This window comes from Hymenobacter swuensis DY53 (assembly GCF_000576555.1).
Lineage (GTDB): Bacteria > Bacteroidota > Bacteroidia > Cytophagales > Hymenobacteraceae > Hymenobacter > Hymenobacter swuensis.
This window is the reverse complement of the sequence record NZ_CP007145.1, coordinates 2677856-2704543: the sequence shown is the minus strand read 5'-3', so window position 1 is coordinate 2704543 and position 26688 is coordinate 2677856. Positions and strand designations below refer to the sequence as shown.

The window sequence follows — 26688 nt, the reverse complement described above, 5'->3', positions numbered from 1 at the left end:
CAGAGAACGGCAAAGGTAGCGTTTTTAGCCTGAAAAATGACAGAATGGCAGGAAAGGTGAGGTGGTGATTTAGCGTGTGGGGTGTCATTGCGAGTAGCGCGAAGCAATCTTTCCTTTTTAGGGAACTGCACCTCAAGCAGCGCAAAGCGGTGGCCGGTGTACAGGGCTTTCAGATAGATCAGAGCTTTGCTCTTTGCCCGGGACGGATTGCTTCGCGCTGCTCGCAATGACACTTTACTTACCACCTCACCGGATTTTCGCGCCCAGTACCTCCAGAATGGCGCGGGCTTTCAGCAGGCACTCCTCATACTCGCGCTCCGGCACCGAGTCGTAGGTGATGGCCGAGCCGACCTGGAAGCTGAGGTAGCCGGTATCGGGGCGGTACTGCAGGCTGCGAATGACTACGTTGAAATCGAAGGTGCCATCGGGTAGCACGTAGCCGATACTGCCGCTATATAAGCCCCGGCGGGTACGCTCGTAGTGCTCAATGAGCTGCATGGCCCGGATTTTTGGCGCGCCTGTCATGGAGCCCATCGGGAAGGCCGCCCGCAGAATGGCGGGCAGGCTGGTGGCGGGCGGCAGCTCGGCCGTGACGGTGGAAATCATCTGCCAGACGTGGCGGAAAGGGTAGAGGCCGAACAGTTCGAGCACCTGTACGGTGCCGGTGCGGGCCACGCGGGCCAGGTCGTTGCGCACCAAGTCCACAATCATCAGGTTCTCGGCCCGCTCCTTTTCGTCGTGCAGCAGCTGGTGGCGCTGTTGCTCGTCCTCGGCCGAGGTGAGGCCGCGCCGGATGGTGCCCTTGATGGGCTGGGATACCAGGGTGGTGCCGTGGCGCGACAAAAACCGCTCGGGCGAGGCGCACAGCAGGTAATGTTGCTGGTGCCGCACGAAGCCCGCAAACGGGGCCGGCGAGGCCGCGTTCAGGCGCAGAAATACGTCTGCGGGGTCGAGCTGCACGCCCTCGGCGTAGAATTCCTGACACAAGTTAAGCTCGTACACTTCGCCGTTGAGAATATCCTCGCGCACGGCTTCCACGGCCGCCAGGTAGTCGGCTTTAGGCATGCGGGGCGTCAGGGGCGGTACGGTGGGAGCGGCCGTTGTCGGCACTTCGGTGGCCAGAATAGCGGCCAGTACCCCGGCCGTGCGGCCGTGCAGGGTCATCGTGTCGGTTTCCCAGGTCAGCCAGGTCTGGGGCTCGAAGAAGTGCAGCGCCGGCCACGCCAGCCCCGAGTCGTTGTGGCTGTGCAGGGCCTCAATTTCGTTTTTGACCTCGTACGTCAGGAACCCGAACCGGGGCGCAGTCGAACTACTGCCGACCAACTCCGTTTGCAGTTCGGCCAGGGTATGGGGGGCGGTGGGCGCTTCGGCGGCCACGCCCAGCAGCCGCCGGAACGGGCCTTCGGGGTACGTCAGGTCGTTGGGCTCGAAGTAGGCACAGTACGGAAACTGCGCGGCCCAGCGCAGGGCCCGGGCCCGGAAATCGGCCGGCAGCCGGGTAAGCGGAACAGAAAGGGAAGTGGCAGACACGGAAGCAAAGGTATAGTCAGCGGCGACTCGTCGGCGGGCGGTGATGGCGAGCCGCGTTATTCCAACTCTTTCAGGGCCAGTTTGGCTTTGGTATCGGTGCTGTTTTTGTACTCGTGCCGGGGGTAGCTTAGGGCCTGCCGGAAATACTGTCGGGCCAGGGCCGGTTGCCCGGCCGCCTGCGCCAGGTAGCCCAGCTGCAGCGCCGACTGCGGGGCGAAGTAGTACGGGGCGGTGCCGCCCAGGGCAATGGTGCGGGCGTAGAACGGGCGGGCCGAATCGGGGCGGCCGAGCAGGTGCAGGGCCCGGGCGCGGCGGTAGGGCTCCTCCAGCCGGTCGCGCAGGGGCGTGGCGGCCGTGGTCCGGAAGCCGTCGAGGGTCGCCAGAGCCTCGCGGTAGTAGCCGCCGTCAATCTGGAGGCGGGCCCGGGTGAGGCGGGCGTTGAGGGGCTGCTTATCGTCGAAGAAGCGTTGGGCGTAGGTGTCCTCTTCCAGCACCGTGCTGCCCCCGCTGCCGATGCGGCGGCGGTACTGGGCGGCGGCCGGGGCATCGGCGTTCAGCCAGGCGGCCAGGTAGAGCTTGAAGTAGGCGTCTTTGCGGTAGTGCGGGCCCTGGTATTCCTGCAGAAACTGCTCGTTAGCCCGCTGGGAAGCCACGTACTGGCCCTGGTAGAGCAGCAAATCGGCGGCCATGTGGTGCAGGTAGGGCAGCGGCAGGTAGCCGGGGCCGGTGGGCCGGGCGCGGTAGGCGGCCAAAGCGGCCTCGGTGCGGTGCTGCTTCTTGAGCTGACTGATGAGCAGGTAGCTGATGAGCAGATTATCGGGCTGCTGACGGCGCAGGGTTTCCATCAGGGCCAAGGCTGCCTCAGGCTTCTTGTAGTAGGTTTCCTCCAGCAACGCCAGAATCAGGCGGCTTTCCAGCTGGAAGTCGTTGGGCTCGGTGGCGGCCCGGCGCAGGTTGTGCAGGCCCGCCTCCACGGAGCCCGGCAGCCCCAGCAGCTTCAGAAACCAGCGGTACGACTCCGGCAGGGAGCCGATGAAAAACTGCAGCATCCCTAGCGTTTTGCGCGCCGGCATGTACTGCGGGTAGCGGCGCACCACCTGCTGCATGGCCAAATAGCTCTGGCGCAGGCTCCAGGCTCCCTGCACCTCGTGCCCGAACACCACCTGGGCCGCAGCCTGGTGCAGGCGGATTTCGGCGGCGGCGTAGGCCTGTAGCGGCCCGGCCGGCTGCTGGGCCAGCAGCTTGAGCCGCGCATCCTGCGCCGCCACGGTGGCCGCGTAGCGCGTAGCATCCTGGCTGACCAGCAGCTCCGTGATGCCGAGGCAGTCCTGCACCAGCAGGGTACCCGCCTCGGTGCCCGTGAGCTGGGGGCGGCGCATCTTCAGTACCTCGGCGTAGGCGCGGGCTTGGGTGGGCGTTAGCATTTCCCGCAGCGGCTCACTGTGGAGGGCATGGGGTAACGCAGTAGCAACCAGCAGCAGCCAGAACAGCCACGGCGTACCACTGCGAAATCCACGACGTACCACTGCGCGAAAAATCATGGGCAAAAAAAGAACGGCCCCGATATAAGGCCGTTCCTCTTCAAATTATCAGCAAAACCTAGGCTACCACGCGGGCCTCCACGTCGGCCAGTACGCGGCCACAGTGCTCACACACGATGATTTTCTTGTGCGAGATGATGTCGGCCTGGCGCTGGGGCGGTACCGTGTTGAAGCAGCCGCCGCAGGCGTCGCGCTTCACCGTCACCACGGCCAGACCGTTGCGCACGTTGCCGCGGATGCGGGTGTAGGCCGTCAGCAAGCGGTCTTCGATGGGCTTCACAGCCTCGCCGCGCTCATCCATAAGCTTCTGCTCATCGGCTTCGCTCTCGCCCACGATGGTTTCCAGCTCCGACTTCTTGTTGGTCAGGTCCTTCTTCCGCTCGTCGAGGCGCTGCTTGGTGCCGCTGATTTCGTTGTTTTTCAACTCAATCTGGTACTGCGACTCCTTAATTTTCTTCTCCGAAATCTGGATTTCCAGCTTCTGAAGCTCAATTTCTTTGGCAATAGCCTCGTACTCGCGGTTGTTGCGTACGTTGGTCTGCTGCTCTTCGTAGCGCTTGATCAGGCCATCGGCATCTTTGGCGTTCTGCTTGCGCTGCTTGATCTGGTCGTTGAGGCTGGAAATTTCCTCGTCGAACTTGCTCACGCGCACCTCGTAGCCAGCAATTTCGTCCTCCAGGTCCTGCACTTCTTCGGGCAGGTCGCCGCGCACGCGCCGAATTTCGTCGAGCTGCGAGTCAATGCGCTGCAGGTTCAGGAGGGCTTCCAGCTTACTAGCAACGGGGGTTTCCGCGGAGGGATTAGAAATCATAACGGACGGGGTTGGTGAGGGTCTCTGCAATGAAGAGCGCAAAAGTACGCCCAAACTTATCGGCAAGCAAATCCCGGAAGATTTCGCCCGTAAACTGCTCGCTCTCAAAGTGCCCTACGTCGCAGAGCATCAGGCGGCCTTCGGCCCCGAAGTATTCGTGGTATTTCAGGTCGCCGGTGACGTAGGCCTGGGCCCCGGCGGCGCGGGCCTTGCCAATGAGGAAGCTGCCCGCGCCGCCGCACAAGGCCACCGTGCGGATGGGCTCCTCAAACTCGGTGTGCTTCACCACGGGTACGCCCAATGCCGCGCGCAACTGCTGCCGGAACTCGGCGGGGGCGAGGGGCGAGGGCAGCTCGCCCACCATGCCGGAGCCTACCTCCTGGTGCACGTTTTCCAGCCTGATGAGCTCGTAGGCCACTTCCTCGTAGGGGTGGGCCTCTTGCAGCGCCCGAAGGGCGGCGCCGTGCAGGTGCAGGGGCAGGAGCACTTCCACGCGGTCCTCGGGGCCGGTGTGGGGCTGGCCGGGCTGGCCACTGAAGGGCGTGGTGCCCGCCCCGGGCGTGAAGGTGAAGGTGCCCTCGGAGCGGAAACTGCACCCGGAATACTGCCCGATCTGGCCGGCTCCGGCGGCGTAGAGGGCCGCCAGCACGGCCTCGGTATGGGTGGCGGGCACATAGGTGATGAGCTTGCCGAGCAGGCCGGGCTTGGGGTCGAGGATGCGCAGGTTCAGCAGGCCCAGCTTTTCGGCCAGCTTGCGGTTCACGCCGTGGCGCACGTTATCGAGGTTAGTATGGGCGGCGTAGAGGGCCACGTCGTGGCGGATGGCTTTGAGTAGGGTTTGCTCCACCTCGTTGGCCCCGGTGAGGCGCTTGAGAGGCTTGAAGATGAGCGGGTGGTGGGCCACTACCACGTTGCAGTCCCGCCGGATGGCCTCGTCCACCACGGCCGGGGTGCAGTCGAGGGCGATGAGCACGCCGCGCACTTCCAGCTGCGGGTCGCCGCACTGCAGGCCGGCGTTGTCGTAGCTTTCCTGGTAGGCCAGGGGCGCGGCGGCTTCCAGCACGCGCATAAGGTCGAGGAGCTTGGGCATTCTCTGGGGAGTTCTGAGTGATGAATTATGAATTGGCGAGCGGGGCCATGTATCTCATCAACGGCTACGACAAAGCGCACGCCGCATGATACCCGTGTATAACCAAGGTTTGCAAGTTGCGCCGTTGGGTCCAATTCATCACTCACAGCGCAGCGTCTGCGTCAGCACTTCCACGTAGCGCGCCACGTTTGCGAGCAGGTCGCGGCGCTTGTACTGCATGAGGTAGCGGGGGTGGTCGAGGACGTGGATGTGCCGGAACAAGCCCAGCTCTTGGTTGAGGCGGTGCAGCAGCAGGGCGTTGCGGCGGCCCAGGCAGATGGCAGTACGACGGGCCAGTCCTACTTCCGTCACTTGCCGGTGCAGGGACTCGCGTATGGCGGGCAGCAGGGCCTTCTGCAGGGCCGGCGAGTCGTAGTAGTTGTAGTTGCGGTTATCTTTCAGCAGCACCAGCGGGTAGAGGGAACCCAGGTAAAACTGCTGGTAAAACGCCGTCGGGCCGCCCAGCGCCTGCACCACCTCGTACACAAACTGACTGGACGGTTCCCGCCGTCGGGGCAGCTCGTTGGGAATACCGCAGCACTCCTGCAGCGCCACAGGGTCGGTGAAGGCCACGCCGGTGCGGCCGTTGCCCAGGCGGCCTGGGTTGATGCCCAGCAGGGCTACCCGGGGCTGCACGCCGGTGTAGTAGCGGTGGGCAAACTGCGTGAGCAATGCCCGGGGGCTGGGTTCCTGGTAGGGGCTGACGGCCGTAACGCCGTCGGGCAAGGCCGGGGGCAGCGGAAACTCAGTGAGAAAAGGCAGCAAACGGGAGGCGAAGGACATGCAGCGGCTTACGCAAACCGTACCCGAAGGATGGCCACGTCATCGGTCGGAACCAGGCCAAACGTTTTTTCCAGCCGCCGCACTTTGATGGTCAGCATCTCGTCACGCCCTGCCAGTTCTTGGTCTAGGAGCAGATAGGCCGGTACGTCTGGTACGTCAACCTCAACCGCCGCCGTGTCCGTGGGCGCAAAGCTGTCGATGCCATCGGTGGCAAGGCCCAGGTCGGTGCAGTCGGGGGCGTGGAGCATCTGTTGCTGCTGGTCGTACCATTCAGCGAAGGGCCGGTGCAGGTGATAGGCCAGGTAATCGGGCCGATTGTCCTGCTCGAAGCGGGTGAGCTGGCCGTTGAGGGCCACGGTGGCGTCGCCCAGGGCCAGCACTACCACCTGCCGGCTATGCGTGTCGAGCAAGGCCACGACCAGCGTCGTCAGCAGCTCCGTGGTTTCAAGGTGCAACTGGCTTTTCAGCTGCCGCACTTCCTCAAACACGGCCGCTATAATCCCGCGCAGCTCCGTTTCCAGCGGAGCTGTGGGCAGGTCGCCGTAGAACTGCCGGTACGCCCGCTCCTTCACTACTTTCCGGAGCACCTTGGCCATCAGGGTTGAGGCGAAGTGACTTTCCCGGCCCATGGTGCAGCCGTCCAGCACGGCCAGCAGCAGATGGTGCGCGCCCAAGGGCTGCACTACGCTGAAATCCTCGCAGAAATCAGCGTGGTAAGCTCCGCGTTGCAGGAGCTGATAGATCTGCATATCAGATAAAGCCCTGGCCGCCAGGGCTACTGCCGTAGCAACGAATCGGGAAAAGGGCGGCCCCGGGCCTGACAAAGGTAGCGGTTGCGGGCCTGATCTGGTCCTGGGTAAGAAAAGTCTGCCGCGGAAAACTGACCTGATTGCACGGCCCCCAACCACAACCCGCTACTTTTGCGCCTCCCGTTGCCGCGCCGCCGCTTATGTCCACCTTGCTTACCTACTTGCTGCTGCCCCTGAGCTGGCTGTACGCCGCCGTGATGGCCGGGCGCAACTGGCTCTACGACACCGGTCGCCGGCCCGTGGGCCGCGTCTGGCCGGGGCCGGTGCTGAGCGTGGGCAATTTGCGGGTGGGCGGCACCGGCAAAACGCCTCATGTGGCTTGGCTGGTGCGCGAGCTGCTGCGCCACGGCCAGCGGCCGGCCATTCTGAGCCGGGGCTACGGCCGCCGCACCCAAGGCTTCCGCCTCGGCAACCCGCAGGAAACCGCCGCCACCTTCGGCGACGAGCCGTTGCAGCACTATCAGGACTTTGCCGGCGCGGTGCCCGTGGCCGTGTGCGAAAACCGCCTGACCGGCCTCAACCAGCTGTTTGCCCGGCCTGAGGTAGGCGCAGTAGTGCTCGATGATGCCTACCAGCACCGCCGCGTGCAACCCCACTTCAGCGTGCTGCTCACGGAGCAGCAGCGGCCGTTTTACCAGGATTTTGTGCTGCCCGCCGGCCGGCTGCGCGAGAGCCGTAATGGGGCCCGCCGGGCCGATGTGGTTATCGTGACCAAGTGCGACCCGCAGCTGAGCGCCGCCGACCAGCAGGAAATTACGCGCCGTATCCGGCACTATGCCCGCCCGGCGGTGCCGGTGCTGTTTTCCACCTATGCCTACGGCGCGCCGGTGCCTGTGCCCGGGCTGGCCGCCGGCGTTGTGCCCGGAGCCGGAGCCGAAATAGTGCTGCTGACCGGTATTGCCCAGCCCGGCCCGCTGCGGAAGCATCTGGAAGGCGCGGGTTACCGCATTGTGCACCACGCCCGCTTTGCCGACCATCACGCGTTCCAATCGGAAGAAATAGCGGCCCTGGCGGCGCAATTACGGCCGGGCCAGGTCGTTCTGACTACCCAGAAAGACGCCGTTCGGCTGCTAGAGCCGGCCCTGGCGGCAAGTGTGGCCAATTTGCCCGTATTTTACATCCCTATTGACGTCTGCTTTCTGGCCGACGGAGCCGACCGGCTCCGGGCGCTGCTGACTCCGTACTTTCCGCCCCACGCTGTTGTCTGATTCGTTGCTGATTCCGCTGCCCTTTTCTGCTGAAGCATCCGCCTCCGGTGCTGGTTCCGTGTGCTGCCGGGTGCGGCGGGCCCTGCGGCCTGCGGCCCTGCTGCTGGCGGCCGGTCTGGCACCCGTCCTCGGCCACGCCCAGATTCTGGACGACTCCACGAAGGTGCGCTACGGGGCACACACCACCTTCGTACTTAAGGAGCGGGATTTGCTGCGTGAGGACACCCTGGGCCGGATGATTGACACCACCCTCACGCGCCTGCCCCAGCAGCGCTACTGGGCCCACGATACCACGTTCCAGCAGGATCTGGGAAACTTCGGGACGGCCTCGCGTCGTCTACTCTGGGAGCCCAACCTGAAGCTGGGGGCCCGCCCCGGCCGCACCGTGTTCGACAAGTACGCCCGTAACGCGGCCGATGTGCCGTACTACGATACCCGCTCGCCCTACACGTTTTTTCGCTTTCACCAAGGTAACCCCTACGAGCAGATTTTCGAGCTTTCCTACGCCCGCAGCCTCAAAAAGCACTTCAACGCGGGCTTCGCCTACGAGCGGTTCGGGGCTAATAAGGCGGTGGCCGTTACCAATACCAAAACCGGTCAGGTCGAGCACAACAACTTCTTGTTCTTTGTGCGCTACGATTCGCCCGAGGGCCGCTACCACGCCATGGCCAATATCAATACGGCCCGGCATCGGGCTGTAGAGCAGGGCGGCATTATACCCCAGCGGCTGGACCCTGATCCGAATAATACCGACGACTATGAGGGCGATACGGTTATTCTCTCACAGCTGTTTGACTACCAGCGCGAAGTCGTAAATCTAACCAAAGCAACTAATTATGATGACCGTGATGAGCTTCGGCTGGCGCATACGTACCGGCTGTTGGGCCGGGGACTTACAGCCTATCATATCATTGACTACCAGCGGCAATTCAACAAATACATCGACGAGGACTTATCCAGAACGGGTGGGGTGGCGCGCTTCTATCCTCTTATTCGGCGCAGCATCGTGCTTACTGATGACCGGGCTGAGTTCCGGCAGTTAGAAAATACGTTCGGCTTTCTAGGTAATACCCGCGCCGTGGAGTACCGCCTCTATACCCGCCTGCGCAATGCGAGCTTGGATACCTGGAGTCGATCCGACCAGCCTGCTGTGCCCGCTCTAAAAAAGCTGCAGCCCGTAGATACCACTCAGTTGTTTGTGGGTGGTACTGCGACGTTTCAGTACCGGAAATTTGCCATTGAAACCTCCGGCGAAGTGCGCCCTACGGCCAAATTATCGGAGTTAGGTAGCACGGAATACTGGCTGCGCGGCAATGCCCGACTGGGGCCATTAAGTGGGGAGGTACTGCTGAGCAGCTATTCGCCTACGCTCACGCAACTCCGCTTCGAAGGCAACCACTATAGCTGGGACCATACAGCCGGAAGCAACGACCCATTTGAGAACACCAAGGTATTGCAGTTGCGGGTTCGGGCGGGCCAGCAGATTGGCGCCCATCACCTGGAAGCAGTGGGTACGGTGGCCAATATCAAGGGGCTCGTGTACTACACAAATAACTCACCGGATGGCCAGTTTGGAGCGCCTCAGCAACTAGGCTCGTCTCGGAAACTTCTTACCCTGATGGGGCGCTACCGCCTCACGCTAGGTAAATTCGTGGCAGACAACCAGGCTACGTACACGCTTGGGGCCGGCGAGGACAACCCCGGCCTGCGGATTCCGGCGTTGGTGGGCGAGTCGCGGGTGTACTATCAGGGCTACCTGTTCAAGAAGGCCCTGCTGGGCCAGGCCGGTGTGCAGGCCTACTTTCAGTCGCGCTGGAAGGCGTATGACTACAGCCCCAGCACGCAGCAATTCTATGTGCAGGACCACTTCACCATTCGCAATACGCCGGTGGTAGATGTGTTCGTGAGCGGTGACATCGGCTCGTTGGGTATCTTCCTGAAGATGGCCTACATCAACCAGTTCCTGCCGCAGTCGGGCTATTTTGCCACGCCCTACTACGCCGCCCTGCCGCGCCGCTTCGAGTTTGGCATCCGCTGGCAGTTCTTCAACTAATCAGTGAAATGGTGAGATAGTGAAATGGTGAGTTGGCTGTGCGAGCCGCGTAAGTGGCGCAAACCCACCAGCCAACTCACCATTTCACTATCTCACCATTTTCCCGTCGCTCCCCATGAAAGAAAAAACCATTCTGAAGCTGAAGCTGAATTCTGACCCGCGTTGGGTAGATATTGCTAGCAAAAATATTGAGGATATTCTGGTGGATCATGCTTACTGCGAGCAGAAGGCGGCCAGCACCGGTATTTCGCTCATTATAAAGTACCCCGAGAAAACCCGGCTGGTGGAAGAGCTAACGGCCCTGGTAGCGGAGGAGTGGGAGCATTTTGCCCGGGTGCTGCAGGAGCTGCGTAAGCGCGGCCACGAGCTGGGCCGGCCCCGCCGCGACGAGTACGTGGTGCAGCTCATGAGCCATGTGCGGAAGGGTGGGGCCCGCGAGCGGCAATTAATGGATCAATTATTGGTAAGTGCTCTGATAGAGGCTCGTAGCTGTGAGCGATTCAAGCTGTTATGGAAGCACATTCCCGACCCCGAGCTCAGCCAGTTCTACTACGAGCTGATGGCTTCCGAAGCGGGCCACTTCGTGAGCTATGTGGACCTGGCCAAGGAATACTGCGACGCGCAGGAGGTGGATGCCCGCCTGCAGGAGTTGCTCAAAATCGAGGGCGAAATCGTCACCAACATGCCCGTCCGCGACGACCGGATGCACTAAACCGGTTGACTGACGAGGTAGCTTCCGGTGGAATTGTTGCTGCTTTGCTTGTGATGTGTCAAACCCTTAGTAGTTTAGGCACCAATGCCTTTTGCATAACGCTATGAAAAATCTGCTGAAACTTCTGCTTCTCCTGCTGTGTGGGCTTCCGCTCCGGAGCTGGGCGCAGGCCCCGGCCGAAACGGCGGCGGCCACGCTTAACTTCTGCGGCGTCGAGCTGCCCGTAAACAGCGGCTGCACGCCCGCCAGCAAGTCCCAGCTTACCTGCTCAACCTATGATTTGAGCTGGATGTACCTGGATTTCAGTGTCATGAAAACCTATCCGGCGCAGTATATCCGGCAAGCGGAAAAAAAGCATAAAGGCACCGAGAAAGTGCCGTTTGAATGCACCATTCTGGATGGCCCGCCAGCGCAGGGCGTGCGCTTGAGTTACCCGACTGAAACTGGCGGAATGGCTTATCAGCTGATTGTGTCCGGCGTAGCGAAAGGCCAGCCGGTGCTGATTGATCTGACGATGCCCATTGACCCCGAGAAAACAGCCGATTTGCCCGCTGTGGCGCAAAAAATCCTGCGGTTGTCGAAGTAACGGCTACTAGTGGAGCAGGGTAGTATCTGGCAGTGGAGTAGCCGGATTTTGGGAGGCCAGTAGCCCGGCTGGTACGGATAATTCGCCGGTGTGCGGGTCGAGCAGGCCGTTACGCTCCTCCTCAATGTTGGTGGCCTGGGTGTATACGTCGCCGGCCAGAGGACGCTTGCGAAGCTCCTGCTTGAACTGTCGGATACGGTCGGTGCGTTCTTCTGCGCTTTGCGGTCCGCCGTAATCGGCAAAGCCAAAGCCGCCCCACTCACTGATAATTAAGGGCTTTTGGCGGCCATAGAAAAACGGGTCGCCGATAACCAGCGGTAGCACGGCTACATTATTCAGGTCGCCCCGCACCATATGGTCCAGTAGTTCGGCCCAGCGGTTTACATCGGGCGTGTACACATGGGCCGTCAGCAGGTCCGATTTCAGGCGTCCTTCCTGGGAAATGTGCTGCCACCCGTCGTTATCCACCACCAGAAACTGCGGGTGATTGATGTGTAGGTAGTGGTACATATCCACGATGTACTGCCGGGTTTCGGGGTTGGTGGCAATATCCTGGGCTCCCCAATCCTCATTATATAGGCTCCAGATGACTACAGAAGGATGCGACTCAATCAGAGCCAGCATCCGCAGCAACTCGGCCCGGTGGTTTTCCCGGCTTTGGGGAGTAGATGAATGCGGACTGGGTACTTCCACCCACAGCAACAGCCCCAACTCATCGGCCAGATTATAAATGCGCGGGTCGACGCCGGCAATGTGCACGCGCACCAGGTTGCAGCCCAGGGCCTGCATGGCGTGCATGTGGCGCTGCATTTCCTCGTAAGTAGCGGTGCCCGGCTGATACAGAATACCGTCGAGGTACGTGGGCTCGTTGTTGAGGTACACATACGTTCCGCGCGACTCAATTTTGCGGAGGCCGAAATGGGTTTCGATCTGCGCTACGTAGCCTTCGCTGTCAAGCAGCTGGGCCACCAGCCGGTACAGATTAGGAGAGCCGGGGGCCCAGAGTTTCGCATGGGGTACTTCCATCACCACCCGCTGCCGCCGCTGTCCCGCTTCCAGCCGCAACGGAAAATCGGCCGTGGCCAGGGGCTGCAGGGTGGTGATGGCCCGGTCAAATACCTGTAGCCGCAGGGTATATAGGCCGGGATCATGCACGCGGGTAGTGAGGTTGAACCGGACCATGCGGTCCTCAATAACGCTGTCGACGCCCACGCGGGAGCGGAGCCGGTTGCGTTCTACCAATTCCAGCCACACGCTACGCACCGCGCCGGTGTAGGTCTGGTACCAGATGCCGCCGCGCTTGTACACATGTGACTCCTGCTTGCCGCGCGGCGTTTCGGCGTCCATCGTGTCTACAATGCGCACCGTCAGGCGGTTAACCGGTCGCAAATGTTCTTCGCGCAGCTCGAAGGAAAATGAGGTGTATTCACCGTAGTGTACCTCCTCACCTTCAATGGTGGAGAGCAGAAAGCCGTTGAGCCATACACGGGTTTCGTAGCCGCAGGCCCCGAATGTGAGCTGAAACAGGGAGTGTGTTCCTTCGTCGCCCCGTTCCGGCAGGGCAAACTCTCGCTCGTACCACACCACCACTTTATCCCGCCAGCCGGGGCCGCTGGGCTGTTGCTGCGCAATATGCTCCTCCACCGACCCCGGCCAGTTGGCCGTACGCTGGTAAGAATGCGAAAGGTACCAGTAGTCGCGTAAGCCCACGTCTTCCGGGTCCAGGGCAAAATTCCACTCGCCATCCAGCAGCAGGTAGTTGTTGGTGCGGAGTACGGCGCGCGGCAGCGGATTTTCCGTGCGGATATCTCCCTGGCTGGTGGAGAATCCGTAGTTGGCGGGAGGAGTGGGCGTAGCCATGGCAGCAGAATAGGGGGTGGAAACATACCAACGTATTTACTCCCTCCACGGGTACTGCGGCCCCTAAAAAAAGCCCTGACGTGCAGACGCAACGTCAGGGCCGGTACCGGCAGTTCGGCGGTTTCCCGATGCCCGGTAGCGGGGCCGGAGCAGCTCAGGTCTTCTGTTTCTTCTTCTTGGCCGCCGGGAAGAGAATGTTGTTGAGAATGAGGCGGTAGCCGGGGGAGTTAGGGTGCAGGCTCAGGTCGGTGGGCTCTTCCTCCACCAAGTGCTGGTAGTCCTCGGGGTCGTGGCCACCGTAGAACGTCCAAGTGCCTTTGCCCAGCGTGCCGTGCATGTAGCGCACCTCGCCGGAGGCCTTGTTTTCGCCCATTGCTACCACGTCGGGCTTTACCAGCTGCTTGCGGAACGCGGTTGTCTGGCCCATGAAGCCGTGTACCGTGCGCTCATGGTTCTGGGTGAGCATAGTGGGCACGGGGTCGTACTTGGCCGAGAAGTTGAACAGCTGGAAGTAGTCGTTATCCTCGTACACGCCCCGCTCGCGCGGGTCCATGTCGATGTTGCTGTACTCGTACTCATAAGGGTTCATGCGCAGCTGGAAGTTCTGGAAGGCCAGCGTGCGGTTGAAGTTGAGCTTGGACTGCGCGGCCGGGTCAGCGGCGTCGCCGTCGTACATCGTCTCCACCATATCCACGCCCAGGCCAGCCAGGGCAATGTCATACGAGTCTGTGGCTGAGCACATAGCAAACAGGAAGCCGCCGCCGGCAATGAATTCCTGCATTTTTACCGTCACGGCTCCTTTCATCTGACTGACTTTGCCGAAGCCGTTGCGCTTGGCGGCCGCCTCAGCGTCGCGCTGCTGCTGCTGGTACCAGGGGCGGGAGCGGTAATTCGCGTAAAACTTGCCGTACTGGCCCGTGAAGTCCTCGTGGTGCAGGTGCAGCCAGTCGTACTTGGGCAGGTCGCCGCGTAGCACTTCGTCGTCGTAGATCTGGGTATAGGGAATTTCGGCGTAGGCCAGCACCATCGTCACGGCGTCGTCCCAGGGCTGCTTGCCCTTGGGCGTGTACACCGCAATTTTGGGTACTTTCTCCAGCTTCATCACGTCCATGTTGGCGTTGGGGTCGGCTATTTCCGACAGGATGCTGGTGTACTGGGCTTCGGAAATCACCTGGTAGCTCACGCCACGCACGGCCAGCTCGTTCTCGGCCCCGGCCACCACGTCGCAGGCGAAGGCCCCGCCCCGATAGTTGAGCAGCCAGTCGACCTCCACCTGCTTGCCCAACAGCCAGTAGGCTGCCCCGTAGGCTTTCAGATGCTCCTTCTGGGTATTGTCCATCGGGATGAAGATATGGTTGGCCCAGCCGGCCAGGGGCCGGACCAAACCGGCCGCCAGTACTAGCAGCAAAGCAAAAAGGCGGGGAAAATTCATAGTGCGGAAGTAAAATCGGGTGGCAAACCGATGAACCGGGCCGGGGTAAAGCAGCGTTAGTGGTCGGAATCCGAACAATCCATTAAATCCGCCGGAATCCGTGATTCAAGGTACGGAATCCAGGTGGGAGTTTCGCCCAAAAGCCGCTACCTTGCGCGGCCGGTGGTGGCGGTTTTCAGGCCCCCAAGGCCACTTCCGCCGCTTCCTTTCATTCTGGTCCGTCCTTAGTTTGTCGCCGCCGTTATGCACTTGCTGGAAAACATCAAAGAGGCGTTTCGTTCCATTCACAGCAACCTGCTGCGCACAATTCTGACGGCTCTGATTGTGAGCATCGGTATTATGTCGCTGGTAGGCATCCTCACGGCCATTGATGCCATCAAGGCCTCGCTCAACTCCACGTTTGCCAGCCTGGGTGCCAATTCCTTTGAAATCAAGGCCAAAGGCTACAGCAACCGGATGCGGCGCGGGGGCGTGCAGGACAAAACCTACCCGGCCCTCACGTATCTGCAGGCCCGCCAATACAAGAACCAGATCGGGGACGAGGCCAAAGTGGGAGTATCGGCCTTCATTGCGGGGGCTGTGGAGGTGAAGGCCAACGGCGAGAAAACCAACCCCAATATGCAGGTGGTAGCGGGTGATGAGAACTACCTGCTGATTCAGAGCTACAACCTGAAAGCGGGCCGCTCTTTCTCCCAGACCGAGTTGGATAACGGGACCAACGTAGCCATCGTCGGCTCCGAAATCAAAGAGAAGCTCTTTCCCAGCCAAAGTCTGCTGGACAAATACGTATACCTGCTGGGCCGTCGCTTTCTGGTGATTGGAGAGCTGGAGAAAAGTGGCAGCAGTATGGGTGGGGGCGGCGGAGCCGACCGGCTGATTCTGATTCCGCTGGAAACCGGCAACCAAATGCCCCGGCAGCGCGCCCTGACCTACGACATCAAAACCGCCACCACCGACGCCAACCAACTCAATTACCTCACCGGTGAGGCCAGCGGCATCATGCGGGCCGTGCGCCACGATATCCTGGGTCAGCCCGACAGCTTTGAGGTAGAACGCTCCGATTCGTTGGCTGGCAAGCTTGATTCCTTATCGGGTAACCTGCGGATGGGTGGGTTTCTGGTGGGTTTTATCACGCTGCTCGGAGCCAGTATTGCCCTCATGAACATCATGATGGTGTCGGTAACGGAGCGCACCCGGGAAATCGGAATTCGAAAGGCTCTGGGTGCCACGGCGCTGCAAATCCGCCAGCAGTTTCTCATCGAGGCCATTGTGATTTGCGTGATGGGCGGCTCGCTGGGCATTCTGCTAGGCGTGGGCATGGGCAACGGCGTATCGCTGCTGGTAGGCAGCGGCGGCTTCATTGTGCCGTGGCTCTGGATGATGGTGGGCCTGGTAATTTGCGTGACGGTGGGTCTGGCTTCCGGCTACTATCCGGCCAGCAAAGCCGCCGCCCTCGACCCAATTGAGTCGTTGCGGTTCGAGTAGGCCACGGCGGTTGAACCCCTTCCTGGGTCGGTGCCTGGAGGAGGCTGCCCGATGCTACCTCACCCTTTATGTTCCCCATCGTTCGTCTGCTGCTGAACCTGTTTTCACGCCGACTGCGCGACCGGGCCGAAGCAATCCAGCTCCGGCAGGAACTCCTGGCGTATCAGCGGCGGCAGCCGCTACACGCGCAGATTCCGAATCTGGATACGGCCCGGCGTGCGTTCGGGACGCACTTCGATTCGCAGCACCCTTTGCTGGTTCAGCATAACCCTGCTGGGCTGGGCCCCGCTTCCCGGATTCGCCACTGTATCCGGAACTGGCTCGTACGCTGCTGTACCAACTGCCCAAAACTACTAGCTCCGAGCAGCGGCTTCGGCTGCTTCAGCAGGATGTGTACCTGCGGTTTGGCCGGGGGGGACGCCCGCCCGAACCAAATGAGGCGTTGGTGCAGGCTTTCGAAACGTGGCAGCAGCCCAGGGCAGATGAAGCAAACCAAGTGGCCAAGTCACACGCAAGATGAAGCGGTAATATTCTCCACCTGTGAGATGGATAGGAGGGAGGCTGCCGGAAGTTTTGGCACCGCGTGGGGCCCGAGGCCGGAATCAGGCCGACCGGATTAGCAGGTGGTGCGCGGCAGTAATGGCGACAATGACAGAAGTGCCACCGAACCACGCGGCAACCAGTGGGCTTGATGCGCCACATGCGCTGCACGATGACCTATATGGTAGCTAAAACTCCTGCTGGTCACAGCCCCACATAGCAGAGGTCCTTCGGTAAACGTTACCAAGATGCCCGCACCTAGCAATGCTGGAGTAACAAGCGCAAGGCAACAACGAACAGCCAGTTCTTCACGCTGCGGCAGCGTATAGTATACAGGGCGCAAAGCGGCAGTAAGGGTGGTTAAGTATTTTATTCATATGTTTGCCATGGGTAAACATATGAATAAAATGGAAAACAATTCAGTCGGTCAGCGGTTTATGCAATTGATAAACCATTTGGGTGTATCAAAAAATGCCTTTGCTATGTCGCTGGACAAGACGGCAACCGTCATTCAGCACTTGGTAGAAGAACGAAATAAGCCAGGATTTGACCTTATTTGCAAGGTATTTGAAGTATATCCAAATGTTTCTAAAGATTGGCTGTTGCAGGGAACTGGTCCAATGCTGACTGGCACCGAAGAACTTCCAAAGCAGGAAAAACAACCCGCATTGCCGCAGCCGATGGCCGCTGAAATTCCTGCTGCCCCGGTCGTACCCGCGGAGGTTGTATCTGTTGAAGCTGCTGCCGCTCTAGTGCCTGTCGCTCCGGCTGAGCCCATGGCTGTTCCAACACCCGAACCCGTAGTTGCCGCCGGCCCGCCTGTGCCGGGGCCAGTTGTGGCATCGCCTCCCGTTGCAGAATCAGCCGTAGTAGCCCCATCTGCTTCGGATGCGGGGGCTTGGCAGACCGCCCTGTACACCCAGCAGATGGCCCACCAACTGGCTCTGGCCGAACTGCGTAACCAGCACCTGCAGGACCAGCAGCGCCTGATGCAGCAGATGATGGACCTGATGCAGCGGAAGTTGCTGTAACCCAGAAAACCGAGTTTATTTTATATTGCCCAAAAGAAAAAGAACCTGATGCCAATTGGTATTAGGTTCTTTTTCTTTTGGGTAATAGCGTAGTTGGAGCAGCGTTAATGCTGAAATATTTCCACGCCTATTTCTTCCGCTTCCATCAGGTTCTGCGGATTCACGGCGGTGAGGCGCAGACGCTTTAATTCGCCTACCAGCAGTGGGTCGTATTTGGCTACCACCCGAATGTAATTGGGCGTGAAGCCTTCCATCTGTCCGTTAGTCACGTCATCCTCGAAGAGTACGGCAGTTTCCAGGCCGGTGTGCTGCTCGTAGAAATAGCGCTTCTTCTTTTCCGAGAGGCTGCGCAGCTGGGTGGTACGCTCGTGGCGGTGGCGGTCCTGCACGCGGCCGGGCAGCGTGGGCGCCAGCGTGTTTTCTCGCTCCGAGTACGGGAATACGTGCAGGTAGCTTACGTCCAGCTCGTTGAGGAACTGGTAGGTTTCCAGGAAATCGGCCTCCGTTTCGCCGGGAAAGCCCACGATGACGTCCACCCCGATGCAGGCGTGGGGCATCACCTCCTTGATCAGGCGCACCCGCTCCTGGTACAGCTCGCGGCGGTAGCGGCGGCGCATCAGGCCCAGAATCTTGTTCGAGCCCGACTGCAGCGGGATGTGGAAGTGGGGCATAAACCGCTTCGACTGCGCCACGAAACGGATAATTTCGTCGGACAGCAGATTCGGCTCGCAGCTGCTGATGCGGAACCGCTCGATGCCTTCCACCTCATCCAGGGCCCGTACCAAGTCGAAGAAGTTCTCCTTCCGCTCCCGTTCAGGGCCCTGCAGACCAAAGTCGCCGAGGTTCACGCCCGTCAGCACAATTTCCTTCACGCCGGTTTCGGCCAGCTTCTGCACGCGCTCCACCACGCTCTGTACCGAGCCCGAGCGGCTGGCTCCGCGCGCCAGCGGAATGGTGCAAAACGAGCAGGAGTAGTCGCAGCCGTCCTGCACCTTCAGGAAGGTGCGCGTCCGGTCGCCGTAGCTGTGGGCCGCGTGAAATTCGGTGGCCTCAGAAATAGGCGAGGCGAACACCTGCCCAGGCTGGCCCGTGGCGGGCTTCTGGAAGCCGGCCAGCGTTTCTACCAGTTGGAACTTCTCGGCGGCACCCAACACAGCGTGCACGCCGGGGATTTCGGCAATTTCCTGGGGCTTGAGCTGGGCATAGCAGCCCACAATGGCCACGAAAGCCTCGGGGTTGTGCTTAAGGGCCTCTTTCACCACCTTCCGGCACTTGCGGTCGGCGTGGTCCGTCACGGAGCAGGTGTTGATGACGTAAATATCGGCCGCGTCCTCGAAGGCAGCCTTCACGAAGCCATGTTCCTCAAACTGCCGGCCGATGGCCGAGGTTTCAGAGAAGTTGAGCTTGCAGCCCAACGTGTAAAAGGCGACTTTTCTGGTTTCCATTTCCATAAACAAGGCGGCAAAGATACGGCGGAAGTTGCGGGTTTCCGGTAGTAGCGGAGGCCTACAACCCGCTGGCCGGCTGGTTGGTTTCCCGCAGCCGGGTTTCGACGGCTTGCATCAGCCCCGCCAGGTCCAGGGGCCGCAGCTCCAGGGCCGACAGAAACACCTGCCAGGGCTCGATGGCCGCATCGCGCCGGAACACGACCGGCAGGGAAGTTGCGCGCAGTGCCGGGTACTGCCGGGCCAGCTCGTCGCGGTGTAGAAACTGGGTGCGGGCCGGTAGCCGCTCTAGGAACACCCGCCACTCTGGATACATCGTGCGTGCCCCGTACGTGACGGCGCACAGCGAGCAGGGGTAGGTGGCTGGCGCAAAGGTTTTGTGCAGCGTATCGAGCACGCCGTTGAGCAGCCCCGCGTCGGCGTTGTACACGAAAAGTAGCTCGGGTTGGGGGGCGTTCATAGGAGTGGAGAAGAGGTTGTTGCCGCAAGAAGTCGGCCGGAGCCGGAAGTTGCAGGTTTCTGGTATGCGCGAGAGTGGACTTGGAGGACGGGCGGCGGAATGTATAGCTTTGACTGGCCTATCTGATAGGGAAGCTCATGACCTAATCTCTGCTTTTCAATGGCCTACCTCACGGGGAAGCGTACAGATGAAAGACCACCCACACCTACACCACTCATCTAATAAACCCATGAAAAATATCATAATAATTTTTCTACTACTATTAGTCATTGCAACTCATAATAATCATTGCAGAGCTCAATCATTAAGTAAAAAAAATATGTTATATATACGTTCAAAAACGAAGAAAATAAATATACGTGGATTGCTAATTATGATAGCATAGTTTCCGGCAAAGAAAATTATGGTAGACTTTTTTTAGAAGGTTTTTCAAAGAATAGCCTCGATTCTTGTTTTATTTGTAATAACATAGTAAAAAATGGGTTTAATCCATTTAGTCTGTATGGATATTCTTCTTTTTCCTTTTCAAAAGAATATTTAGATGACGTGGACTATTTAGTAAATATAATAGATAAAAAATCAATTAAAATAGGGGGAATTAATAAAGCATATATATATGCCATGGTAGTAAGCGGTATATTTTGTATAATTAAAAAACCAAATGAATGGACAGGTTTGTATGATTATTCAGGGTATGTATATATTCCAATGTATGATTTTAATATTTTAGAACTTAGACATAGTGAAATAAAGAGCCTATACAAAAACGTATACAAAGTGAATTACAATGCTATTCAACAAATTCCAATCAACAGATGATTCTAAGGCAATTGTTGGTCATGTGTTAAGTCAATAGAATCAAGGCACTTTCGATGATAGTTTTATAGCAGATTCGAGAACGGTGTAGCAGTTTGTTAGTCAAACTTTTAAACAAGTGTGTATAAGTGTAGGCTTCCCCGTGAGGTAGGCCAGTGAAAAGTAGAGATTTTATGAGGTAAGCCGACCTCAAACAAAGTTCAGGGTATTAGCAATCAAGCTTGGGTCTAGCCCTTTCTTACTTCCGCAGAAAATCAGCAAAAGACGTCTGTTCATACGCCTGCCCGAAACGGAGTTGCTGGTCAGATACGGTGGAGTCGCGCTCAATCACCTGCCGGGCCACGTTATCGTAGGTCACCGTGCCGGCTGGCGTCACCACGCCGAAGCCATCGGTGAAGCAGTAGAAGGCCGCCCCGCTGGGCCAGGCGGCCGGGGCGGGGGCCAGCAGGTCGCGGCTCCAGCGGAAGCCAGTGGCAGGTAGTTGCAACTGGCGCAGGAGGGTAGCGGCTACGTCGGTCTGGCTGCCGAAGGTGGTGATCTGGCGGCCCCGGGCGGCCGGGCGGAGGGCCCCGCCGGTGAGCAGCAGCGGCACCCGGAACTTGGCGGGGGCATGGTTGGGCGAGTCGCCGGGCTGGGGGTGGCCGTGGTCGGCCACCAGCACTACCAGCGTATTGTTCCACCAGGGCTGCCGGCGGGCCTCGGCCAGAAACCGGCCCAGCACATGGTCGGTATAGTACACCGAGTTGCGGAAGCGACTGGCCTCATCCGCGCCCGGGAAGCGGGTGCGCATGGGCACATCGAAGGGCTCGTGGGAGCTGAGCGTAAAGGCCGTCACGAAGAACGGGGGCCGCTGCCGGGGCAGCTCGCGCAGCATGCGGGCAAACAGCAGGTGGTCGTGGGCACCCCATTTAGAGTTCTGGTCCTGACGGGCAAAGTCGGCGCGCTCCGTGAACCGCTCGTAGCCGGCCGTCACGAGGTAGCTTTTCATGTTAGCGAAGGCCAACTCGCCACCGTGGTAGTAGGCCGTACTGTAGCCCTGCCCGCGCAGTACCCGGGCCAGGTGGGGCAGGCGCTCCGTTTTGCGCGGGTACTTAATAATGGAGGTAGCGGGCTGATTGGGGTAACCCGAAAGCAGGGCTACTAATCCCTTCTGGCTCCGGTCGCCGGCCGCGTAGATGTTGCGAAACGAAACCCCGGTGCGGGCCAAGCTATCAAGGGTAGGCGTTACGCCCTGGTCGCCGCCCAAATGGCCCACTAGCTTACCGGTGAAGCTTTCCAGAATGATGAACAGCACGTTGGGCCGGCCGGGGCGCAGCAGCCGGGTGGTATCGGGGCTGGCGGGGGCATACAGCTGCCCGGTTAGGCGGGTAGCGGTGGAGTCGGGTAGGAAGGCGTAGCCGCTTGGGCCGGTGTTCTGCAGGAAAATCGAGTTGACCACATTCCAGGGCACGTTTACGGCCGCGTGGTTGGCGAAGGGCACGCCGGAGAAGTACACGTCGCTCTGGTTTACCGGAATCTGCTGCAGGCCGCCGCGCAGGGGCACCACCAGCAGCACCAGGTACAGCAGCCCCGCCAGCGCCGCCCGGCCCCGCCCGAAGCCCGCCGGCAATGCTGGCAGACGGCCCACGACTCCTTTATATAGGTACCAGCCCAGGACCAGCAGTCCCGCAAATAGCCCCAGCAGCAATGCCACCGGTGCGCTGCCCGCCGAAGCTGCCGCTTCCTGCGGCGTGCTCAGGTATTGCAGCGGCGTGGCGTCGAGCCGGAAACCCCAGGCCCGGTACAGTTCCAGATCGGCCGTGGTAAGGGCGGCTAGCACCACGCCCGCCACGGCCGTGAAGCCCCGCAGCAGCCGCTCCAACGGAAACCGCGTCCCCAGCAGGCTGCCCAGCGTGAACAGCGCAAACGGTAGTACGCACAGGTACGCTGCCGCCGAGGCATCCAGGCGCAGGCCGTAGCCGAAAAGGCGGGGAACGGTGCCCGTCGGCAGCGCCGCCGTGCGCGCCCAGTGGTAGAGTAGAAAGACAGCCTTAGCCGCCACGAAGTACACCAGCCAGAACAGAAAGTAACGGGGCTGGAACGCAAAGCGGTTTTTCACTCCGCAAAGGTAGAAGACAGGCCCATACCAACGGTAGCGCCCAGGTAAGGAACCTTGCCCGAGTGGGGAAGCACTTACTACTGCCGGCTCTGTAAGTATGAAGGTAGGTTGTGTTAAGAAATAGTGTGCTTTTTTAGAAAGTCTGTAGTTTTATAGGGGGGTGACGGGTGAAAAAAGGTTGTTTATCGAAAAAATAGGTGAAAAAATTATGGGGCTATTGCAAAACCCGGCAACTTGCCTCTACCTTTGACATACTAACCCCGAATTATTTTCTCACGCCTACCTTCTAGCATGGCCATTCTTCGCTTCAAAGCCCTCGAACTTGTGGATCAGCGCCAGCCGCTGGCCGTCACCATCTCTGGTGAGCGTCGCTCCGAAACGTTCGGCAAGAACGTGTTCAACCTCGATGCCATGCGGGCTACTATGCCTGGCGAATACTTCAAGAAGCTACAAGCAGCCATTAAGCAAGGCTCGCCGGTAGAGCGCAGCGTGGCCGACGCCGTGGCTTCGGCCATGAAAACCTGGGCTATGGCCAAAGGCGCCACCCACTACACGCACTGGTTCCAGCCTCTGACCGGTGCTACCGCCGAAAAGCACGACTCGTTCTTCGACCTGAACTCCGACGGTCGGCCAATCGAGAACTTCAAAGGCTCGGCGCTGGTGCAGCAGGAGCCCGATGCTTCGTCGTTCCCCAACGGCGGCATCCGCAACACCTTCGAGGCCCGCGGCTACACGGCCTGGGACCCCACGTCGCCCGCTTTCATCATTGAAACCGCCGGGGCCAAAACCCTGTGCATTCCCACCATCTTCGTTGCCTACACCGGCGAAGCCCTCGACTACAAAGCCCCGCTGCTGAAGTCGCTGGCTACTCTGGAAAAGGCCGCCGTGGATGTGTGCCAGTACTTCGACAAAGACGTGCAGCGTGTGCACACCACGCTGGGCATCGAGCAGGAGTACTTCTTGGTAGATAAGGCCCTGTACAGCGCCCGCCCCGACCTGGTGATGACCGGCCGTACCCTGTTCGGCCACGCGCCGGCCAAAGGCCAGCAGCTCGAAGACCACTACTTCGGCTCGATTCCGGCCCGTGTGCACGCCTACATGCTGGAGTACGAGGAGGAAGCTAACAAGCTCGGCATCCCGCTGCGCACCCGCCACAACGAGGTGGCTCCGCACCAGTTCGAGTGCGCCCCCACCTTCGAGGACGCTAACCTGGCTGTCGACCACAACCAGCTGCTCATGGACATCATGGAGCGCGTGGCCGACAAGCACAACTTCAAGGTGCTGCTGCACGAGAAGCCTTTCGCGGGCGTTAACGGCTCGGGCAAGCATAACAACTGGGCCATGAGCACCGATACCGGCGTGAACCTGCTGGCTCCCGGTCGTCGTCCGAAAGAGAACCTGCAGTTCCTGGCGTTCTTCATCACCACCATCAAAGCTGTTCACCGCTACGCCGATTTGCTGCGTTCCAGCATCGCCTCGGCCAGCAACGACCACCGTTTGGGCGCCAACGAAGCCCCGCCGGCCATCATGTCGGTATTCGTGGGCTCGATGCTCGACTCGGTACTGGATGAGTTGGAGCGCACCGCCAAAGTGCCCCTGGATAAAGGTGACAACATCTACCTGAAGCTCGGCATCGACAAGATTCCGGCCATCCTACTCGATAACACCGACCGTAACCGTACCTCGCCTTTCGCCTTCACCGGCAACAAGTTCGAGTTCCGCGCGGTAGGCTCCTCAGCCAACTGCTCCTCGGCCATGACCACGCTCAACGCCATTGTGGCCGAGCAACTCATCGACTTCAAAACCTCCGTTGATAAACTCATCGGCGAAGGCAAGAAGAAGGAAGTAGCCATTGTGGAAGTGCTGCGCGAGTACGTTATCAGCTCGAAAGCCATCCGCTTCGAGGGCAACGGCTACTCCGACGAGTGGAAGGATGAGGCCGCTACCCGGGGCCTGAGCAACATCCCCACCACGCCCCAGTCGCTGGATGCCATGGTGACGGACGAAGCGGCTTCCCTGTTCCAGCGCCACAACATCTTCTCGCACGTGGAGCTGCACGCCCGCCACGAGATTCTGCTGGAGGACTACATGAAGAAAATCCAGATCGAAAGCCGCGTAATGGGTGACCTGGCCGTAAACCACATCATCCCCACGGCGGTTGCCTACCAGACCAAGCTCGTAACCAACGTGCGCGGCCTGCGGGAACTGGGCCTCGACGACGAGAATACCACCGTTACGCTGGACACTATCAAAGCTATTTCGCGGCACATCACCACCATCAAAACGCAGGTGGATGAGATGATCAACGCCCGTAAAGTGGCCAACAAGATTGAGGATACACGGGAGCGCGCCATTGCGTACTGCGACACCGTGAAAGCGCATTTCGACGCCATCCGCCGCTCGGCTGATAAGCTGGAGCTGATGGTAGCCGATGAGGACTGGCCCCTGGTAAAGTACCGCGAACTGTTGTTCCGGCACTAAGTCCAGAGTCAGAATCGGGCCGGAGTTGGGTGGGAATTTTCTCCGCGCCACGATTTCAGAAAAGCCGTTTCCGGGTGGGGACGGCTTTTTTTGTGCCTGCATTTCGCTGCCTACTAAAAACGCTCTGCTGGCAGCATGCAGGGCGTTTTGCTTTTTGTCAGTAGGCAACGGTAAGCAGCATGATGCAGCGACCCGCCCCCAATCCGCCCCCAGTTTTACGAGGATTTGCGGGCCGTGCGGCGGTAGCTGTCGAGTAGTTCCTGCTCGTCGGTGCCGAGGTAGCGGATGAAGCTCTTCTCCATCTGGTAGTCGGTGGTCACCATCATCTGGGTGCGGGGTACACCCTAGTATATGCGGGTGCTCATGAAGGTCTTGCGGCCAATGCGTGAGGCAACGCGCAGAAGGGTGATGCCAGCAAAGTGCGCGACGTGTGGCAGGTACGCGTCCAGTTCGTGCGCTGCCGGCAGGTAGGTGGGTAGGCCCCGGCCGGCGTACTTGGCCACCAGCTGCACGGGTTTGAGCACATCGTCGTCAATAAACGGAAGCAGGCACACGATGCCCGTCTTGCCGGCTTCGATACGGATCAGCTCGCCGTGAATGTGCTCCGGTGCCAGCTTATCGGCGTCGGAGATGTGCAGGCCGGTATAGGCGCAGAACAGGGACTTGTCGCGGGCGTGCACGATGCGCTGCAGATGGTCCTCGATGGTGAGGTTGCGGCGGCCTTGGATGCGCTGGAAGTGGGGGAAGTACCCAGCAGCCGCTCCCACACCTGGGGCGTGGTCAGGTCCACACTGGCCCAGCGTTGCAGCTCCGGGGCCGTGAGGAAGTCAGCCCCAATGTAGGATTTCTTGGCCACCCAGTCGTGAAACTGCTGGTTTACAGGCAGTTGCCGTTTATCGCACCAGTAGAGGAAATTCTTGATGTAGCCGCTGAACGTGTTGACCTCATTGCCCAGCACGGAGAGCTGATAGTACTGGAAGGTGTCGTAGAACTCCTGGTTCATGCTGCGAAATGTGAGCGGGTACTAAACTCGGTCAGGTCCTGGTGCAGGCGCCGCAGATAGGTCTTGTTCAGCGGCCGGTAGCCAAGTTCACGCGGCTCTCTGCTCCCCGTTGCGCCGAGCTTCTTGGTGGGCCTCCTGCGCCACGAGCGTCCAGCGGCCCAGCACGCCGTTGATGGGCTCGGCGTAGGAGCCGGGTTTGTCCTTCACCCGGCCGGTTCTGGCGTTTCTGTCGGCCGGGCGGTAGTACTCACCGGTGCTCAGACGCAGGCGGCGGTTATCTCAGCAGAAAGTGAGCTGGGTGGGGGCAGTGCCTTTCTTCTTAGAGAGCTTCTCAAGGCGTAACTGGCCCGTTACTTCCATGGCAAATAGGAGGGTGGAGTGATAGAGTAGAAAACAGCAGTGACCTGCGTAACACGAAGCTACGCAGGCCATACCACAACCGGTAGAACACCGGGTTCAGTTACCAGGCTTGGCGCTTGAGAAAGTAGTAACGGCTGTTTTCATCCCCATAGGAGACTGTCTCCCAGCTTTATGCTGCCAGAAAGTTATCGAACGGCCGCTTCGTCGGCAAACAGCTTGTCATGGCCATTTTCCTTGTAGTTTTTGGGTCGGGTAGTAGGAGCACGCCCCTGGGAAAGAAGAGGGAGCTGCCTACGGTTTAGCTTACACCAGGGAAAAACTGGCAAGTATAATATATAAGGTATTTAAAATAAGGGCTTTTCCCAAAATAGGAATAGCTGTTTGTCTTGTATATCCTACGTTTTAACTGGTAAAAATGCAGAACCAACGAAATTGTGCAGACGTACAAAGGCCACTGCGGCGCATAGGAAGCAACTTTGTGCCCGATTATGACTTATTAAAGTCCTTACGGCTTC

20 protein-coding genes are annotated in these 26688 nt (G+C 59.8%); 8 read left to right on the top strand and 12 right to left on the bottom strand.

The window, feature by feature from the left end:
• Positions 1-246: 246 nt before the first annotated feature.
• From pabB to HSW_RS12965, 6 genes are all read right to left on the bottom strand, one after another.
• The gene (gene pabB, locus HSW_RS12990) at positions 247-1530 is read right to left on the bottom strand and encodes an aminodeoxychorismate synthase component I (protein WP_231501289.1); all 1284 of its coding nucleotides are present in this window, start codon (positions 1528-1530) and stop codon (positions 247-249) included.
• 56 nt (positions 1531-1586) lie between these two features.
• The gene (locus HSW_RS12985) at positions 1587-3071 is read right to left on the bottom strand and encodes a tetratricopeptide repeat protein (protein WP_052346410.1); all 1485 of its coding nucleotides are present in this window, start codon (positions 3069-3071) and stop codon (positions 1587-1589) included.
• A gap of 58 nt (positions 3072-3129) precedes the next feature.
• A complete protein-coding gene (locus HSW_RS12980; protein WP_044002283.1) occupies positions 3130-3882 on the bottom strand; it encodes a zinc ribbon domain-containing protein in 753 nt (250 codons plus the stop codon).
• On the bottom strand, positions 3872-4972 hold the full coding sequence (locus HSW_RS12975; protein WP_044002282.1) for a Nif3-like dinuclear metal center hexameric protein: 1101 nt from the start codon (positions 4970-4972) through the stop codon (positions 3872-3874). The genes HSW_RS12980 and HSW_RS12975 overlap by 11 nt, the downstream gene beginning before the upstream one ends.
• A 138-nt stretch (positions 4973-5110) precedes the next feature.
• Positions 5111-5794: an SMUG2 DNA glycosylase family protein gene (locus tag HSW_RS12970; RefSeq protein ID WP_044002281.1), complete on the bottom strand. Its 684-nt coding sequence runs from the start codon at positions 5792-5794 to the stop codon at positions 5111-5113.
• Between the two features lie 8 nt (positions 5795-5802).
• Positions 5803-6543, bottom strand: coding sequence for a protein phosphatase 2C domain-containing protein (locus tag HSW_RS12965; protein WP_044002280.1), 741 nt, complete (start codon positions 6541-6543; stop codon positions 5803-5805).
• A 200-nt stretch (positions 6544-6743) separates the two neighbouring features.
• On the opposite strand from HSW_RS12965, the gene lpxK reads away from it, so the two are divergent.
• From lpxK to HSW_RS12945, 4 genes are all read left to right on the top strand, one after another.
• A complete protein-coding gene (gene lpxK / locus HSW_RS12960) occupies positions 6744-7811 on the top strand; it encodes a tetraacyldisaccharide 4'-kinase (RefSeq protein ID WP_044002279.1) in 1068 nt (355 codons plus the stop codon).
• Positions 7804-9864 (top strand): putative porin, encoded by a 2061-nt coding sequence (locus HSW_RS12955; RefSeq protein ID WP_155832965.1) that lies wholly within the window; start codon positions 7804-7806, stop codon positions 9862-9864. The genes lpxK and HSW_RS12955 overlap by 8 nt, the downstream gene beginning before the upstream one ends.
• 115 nt (positions 9865-9979) lie before the next feature.
• Positions 9980-10576, top strand: a complete 597-nt coding sequence (miaE, locus tag HSW_RS12950; protein ID WP_044002277.1) for a tRNA-(ms[2]io[6]A)-hydroxylase — start codon at positions 9980-9982, stop codon at positions 10574-10576.
• A gap of 103 nt (positions 10577-10679) precedes the next feature.
• Positions 10680-11162, top strand: coding sequence for a hypothetical protein (locus HSW_RS12945; RefSeq protein ID WP_044002276.1), 483 nt, complete (start codon positions 10680-10682; stop codon positions 11160-11162).
• A gap of 6 nt (positions 11163-11168) precedes the next feature.
• Here the strand turns inward: HSW_RS12945 and HSW_RS12940 are convergent, their stop codons facing one another.
• Positions 11169-13022 (bottom strand): glycoside hydrolase family 2 protein, encoded by a 1854-nt coding sequence (locus HSW_RS12940; protein ID WP_044002275.1) that lies wholly within the window; start codon positions 13020-13022, stop codon positions 11169-11171.
• A gap of 154 nt (positions 13023-13176) precedes the next feature.
• The gene (locus tag HSW_RS12935) at positions 13177-14454 is read right to left on the bottom strand and encodes a hypothetical protein (RefSeq protein ID WP_044002274.1); all 1278 of its coding nucleotides are present in this window, start codon (positions 14452-14454) and stop codon (positions 13177-13179) included.
• Positions 14455-14697: 243 nt separating this feature from the next.
• Between HSW_RS12935 and HSW_RS12930 the strand changes: the two genes are divergently transcribed.
• Both HSW_RS12930 and HSW_RS22870 read left to right on the top strand, forming a co-directional pair.
• Entirely contained in the window at positions 14698-15939 is a 1242-nt protein-coding gene (locus tag HSW_RS12930; protein WP_044002273.1) for an ABC transporter permease, read from the top strand.
• A 917-nt stretch (positions 15940-16856) separates the two neighbouring features.
• Positions 16857-17510 (top strand): hypothetical protein, encoded by a 654-nt coding sequence (locus HSW_RS22870; protein ID WP_052346409.1) that lies wholly within the window; start codon positions 16857-16859, stop codon positions 17508-17510.
• Between the two features lie 104 nt (positions 17511-17614).
• Here HSW_RS22870 and mtaB read toward each other — a convergent pair whose 3' ends face one another.
• Complete coding sequence (gene mtaB, locus HSW_RS12920) at positions 17615-18961, bottom strand: tRNA (N(6)-L-threonylcarbamoyladenosine(37)-C(2))-methylthiotransferase MtaB (RefSeq protein ID WP_044002272.1); 1347 nt, start codon at positions 18959-18961, stop codon at positions 17615-17617.
• Positions 18962-19016: 55 nt separating this feature from the next.
• Positions 19017-19415 (bottom strand): hypothetical protein, encoded by a 399-nt coding sequence (locus HSW_RS12915; protein WP_044002271.1) that lies wholly within the window; start codon positions 19413-19415, stop codon positions 19017-19019.
• 546 nt (positions 19416-19961) lie between these two features.
• Here HSW_RS12915 and HSW_RS24290 point away from each other — a divergent pair.
• Complete coding sequence (locus HSW_RS24290) at positions 19962-20234, top strand: hypothetical protein (protein ID WP_155832964.1); 273 nt, start codon at positions 19962-19964, stop codon at positions 20232-20234.
• 235 nt (positions 20235-20469) lie between these two features.
• On the opposite strand, the gene HSW_RS12910 is transcribed toward HSW_RS24290, so the two are convergent.
• A complete protein-coding gene (locus tag HSW_RS12910; RefSeq protein ID WP_044002270.1) occupies positions 20470-22329 on the bottom strand; it encodes an LTA synthase family protein in 1860 nt (619 codons plus the stop codon).
• A 291-nt stretch (positions 22330-22620) separates the two neighbouring features.
• Here HSW_RS12910 and HSW_RS12905 point away from each other — a divergent pair, with 291 nt between their 5' ends.
• Complete coding sequence (locus HSW_RS12905; RefSeq protein ID WP_044002269.1) at positions 22621-24810, top strand: glutamine synthetase III family protein; 2190 nt, start codon at positions 22621-22623, stop codon at positions 24808-24810.
• A gap of 344 nt (positions 24811-25154) precedes the next feature.
• Here HSW_RS12905 and HSW_RS12900 read toward each other — a convergent pair whose 3' ends face one another.
• Positions 25155-25577: a site-specific integrase gene (locus tag HSW_RS12900; RefSeq protein ID WP_044002268.1), complete on the bottom strand. Its 423-nt coding sequence runs from the start codon at positions 25575-25577 to the stop codon at positions 25155-25157.
• Between the last annotated feature and the right edge of the window lie 1111 nt (positions 25578-26688).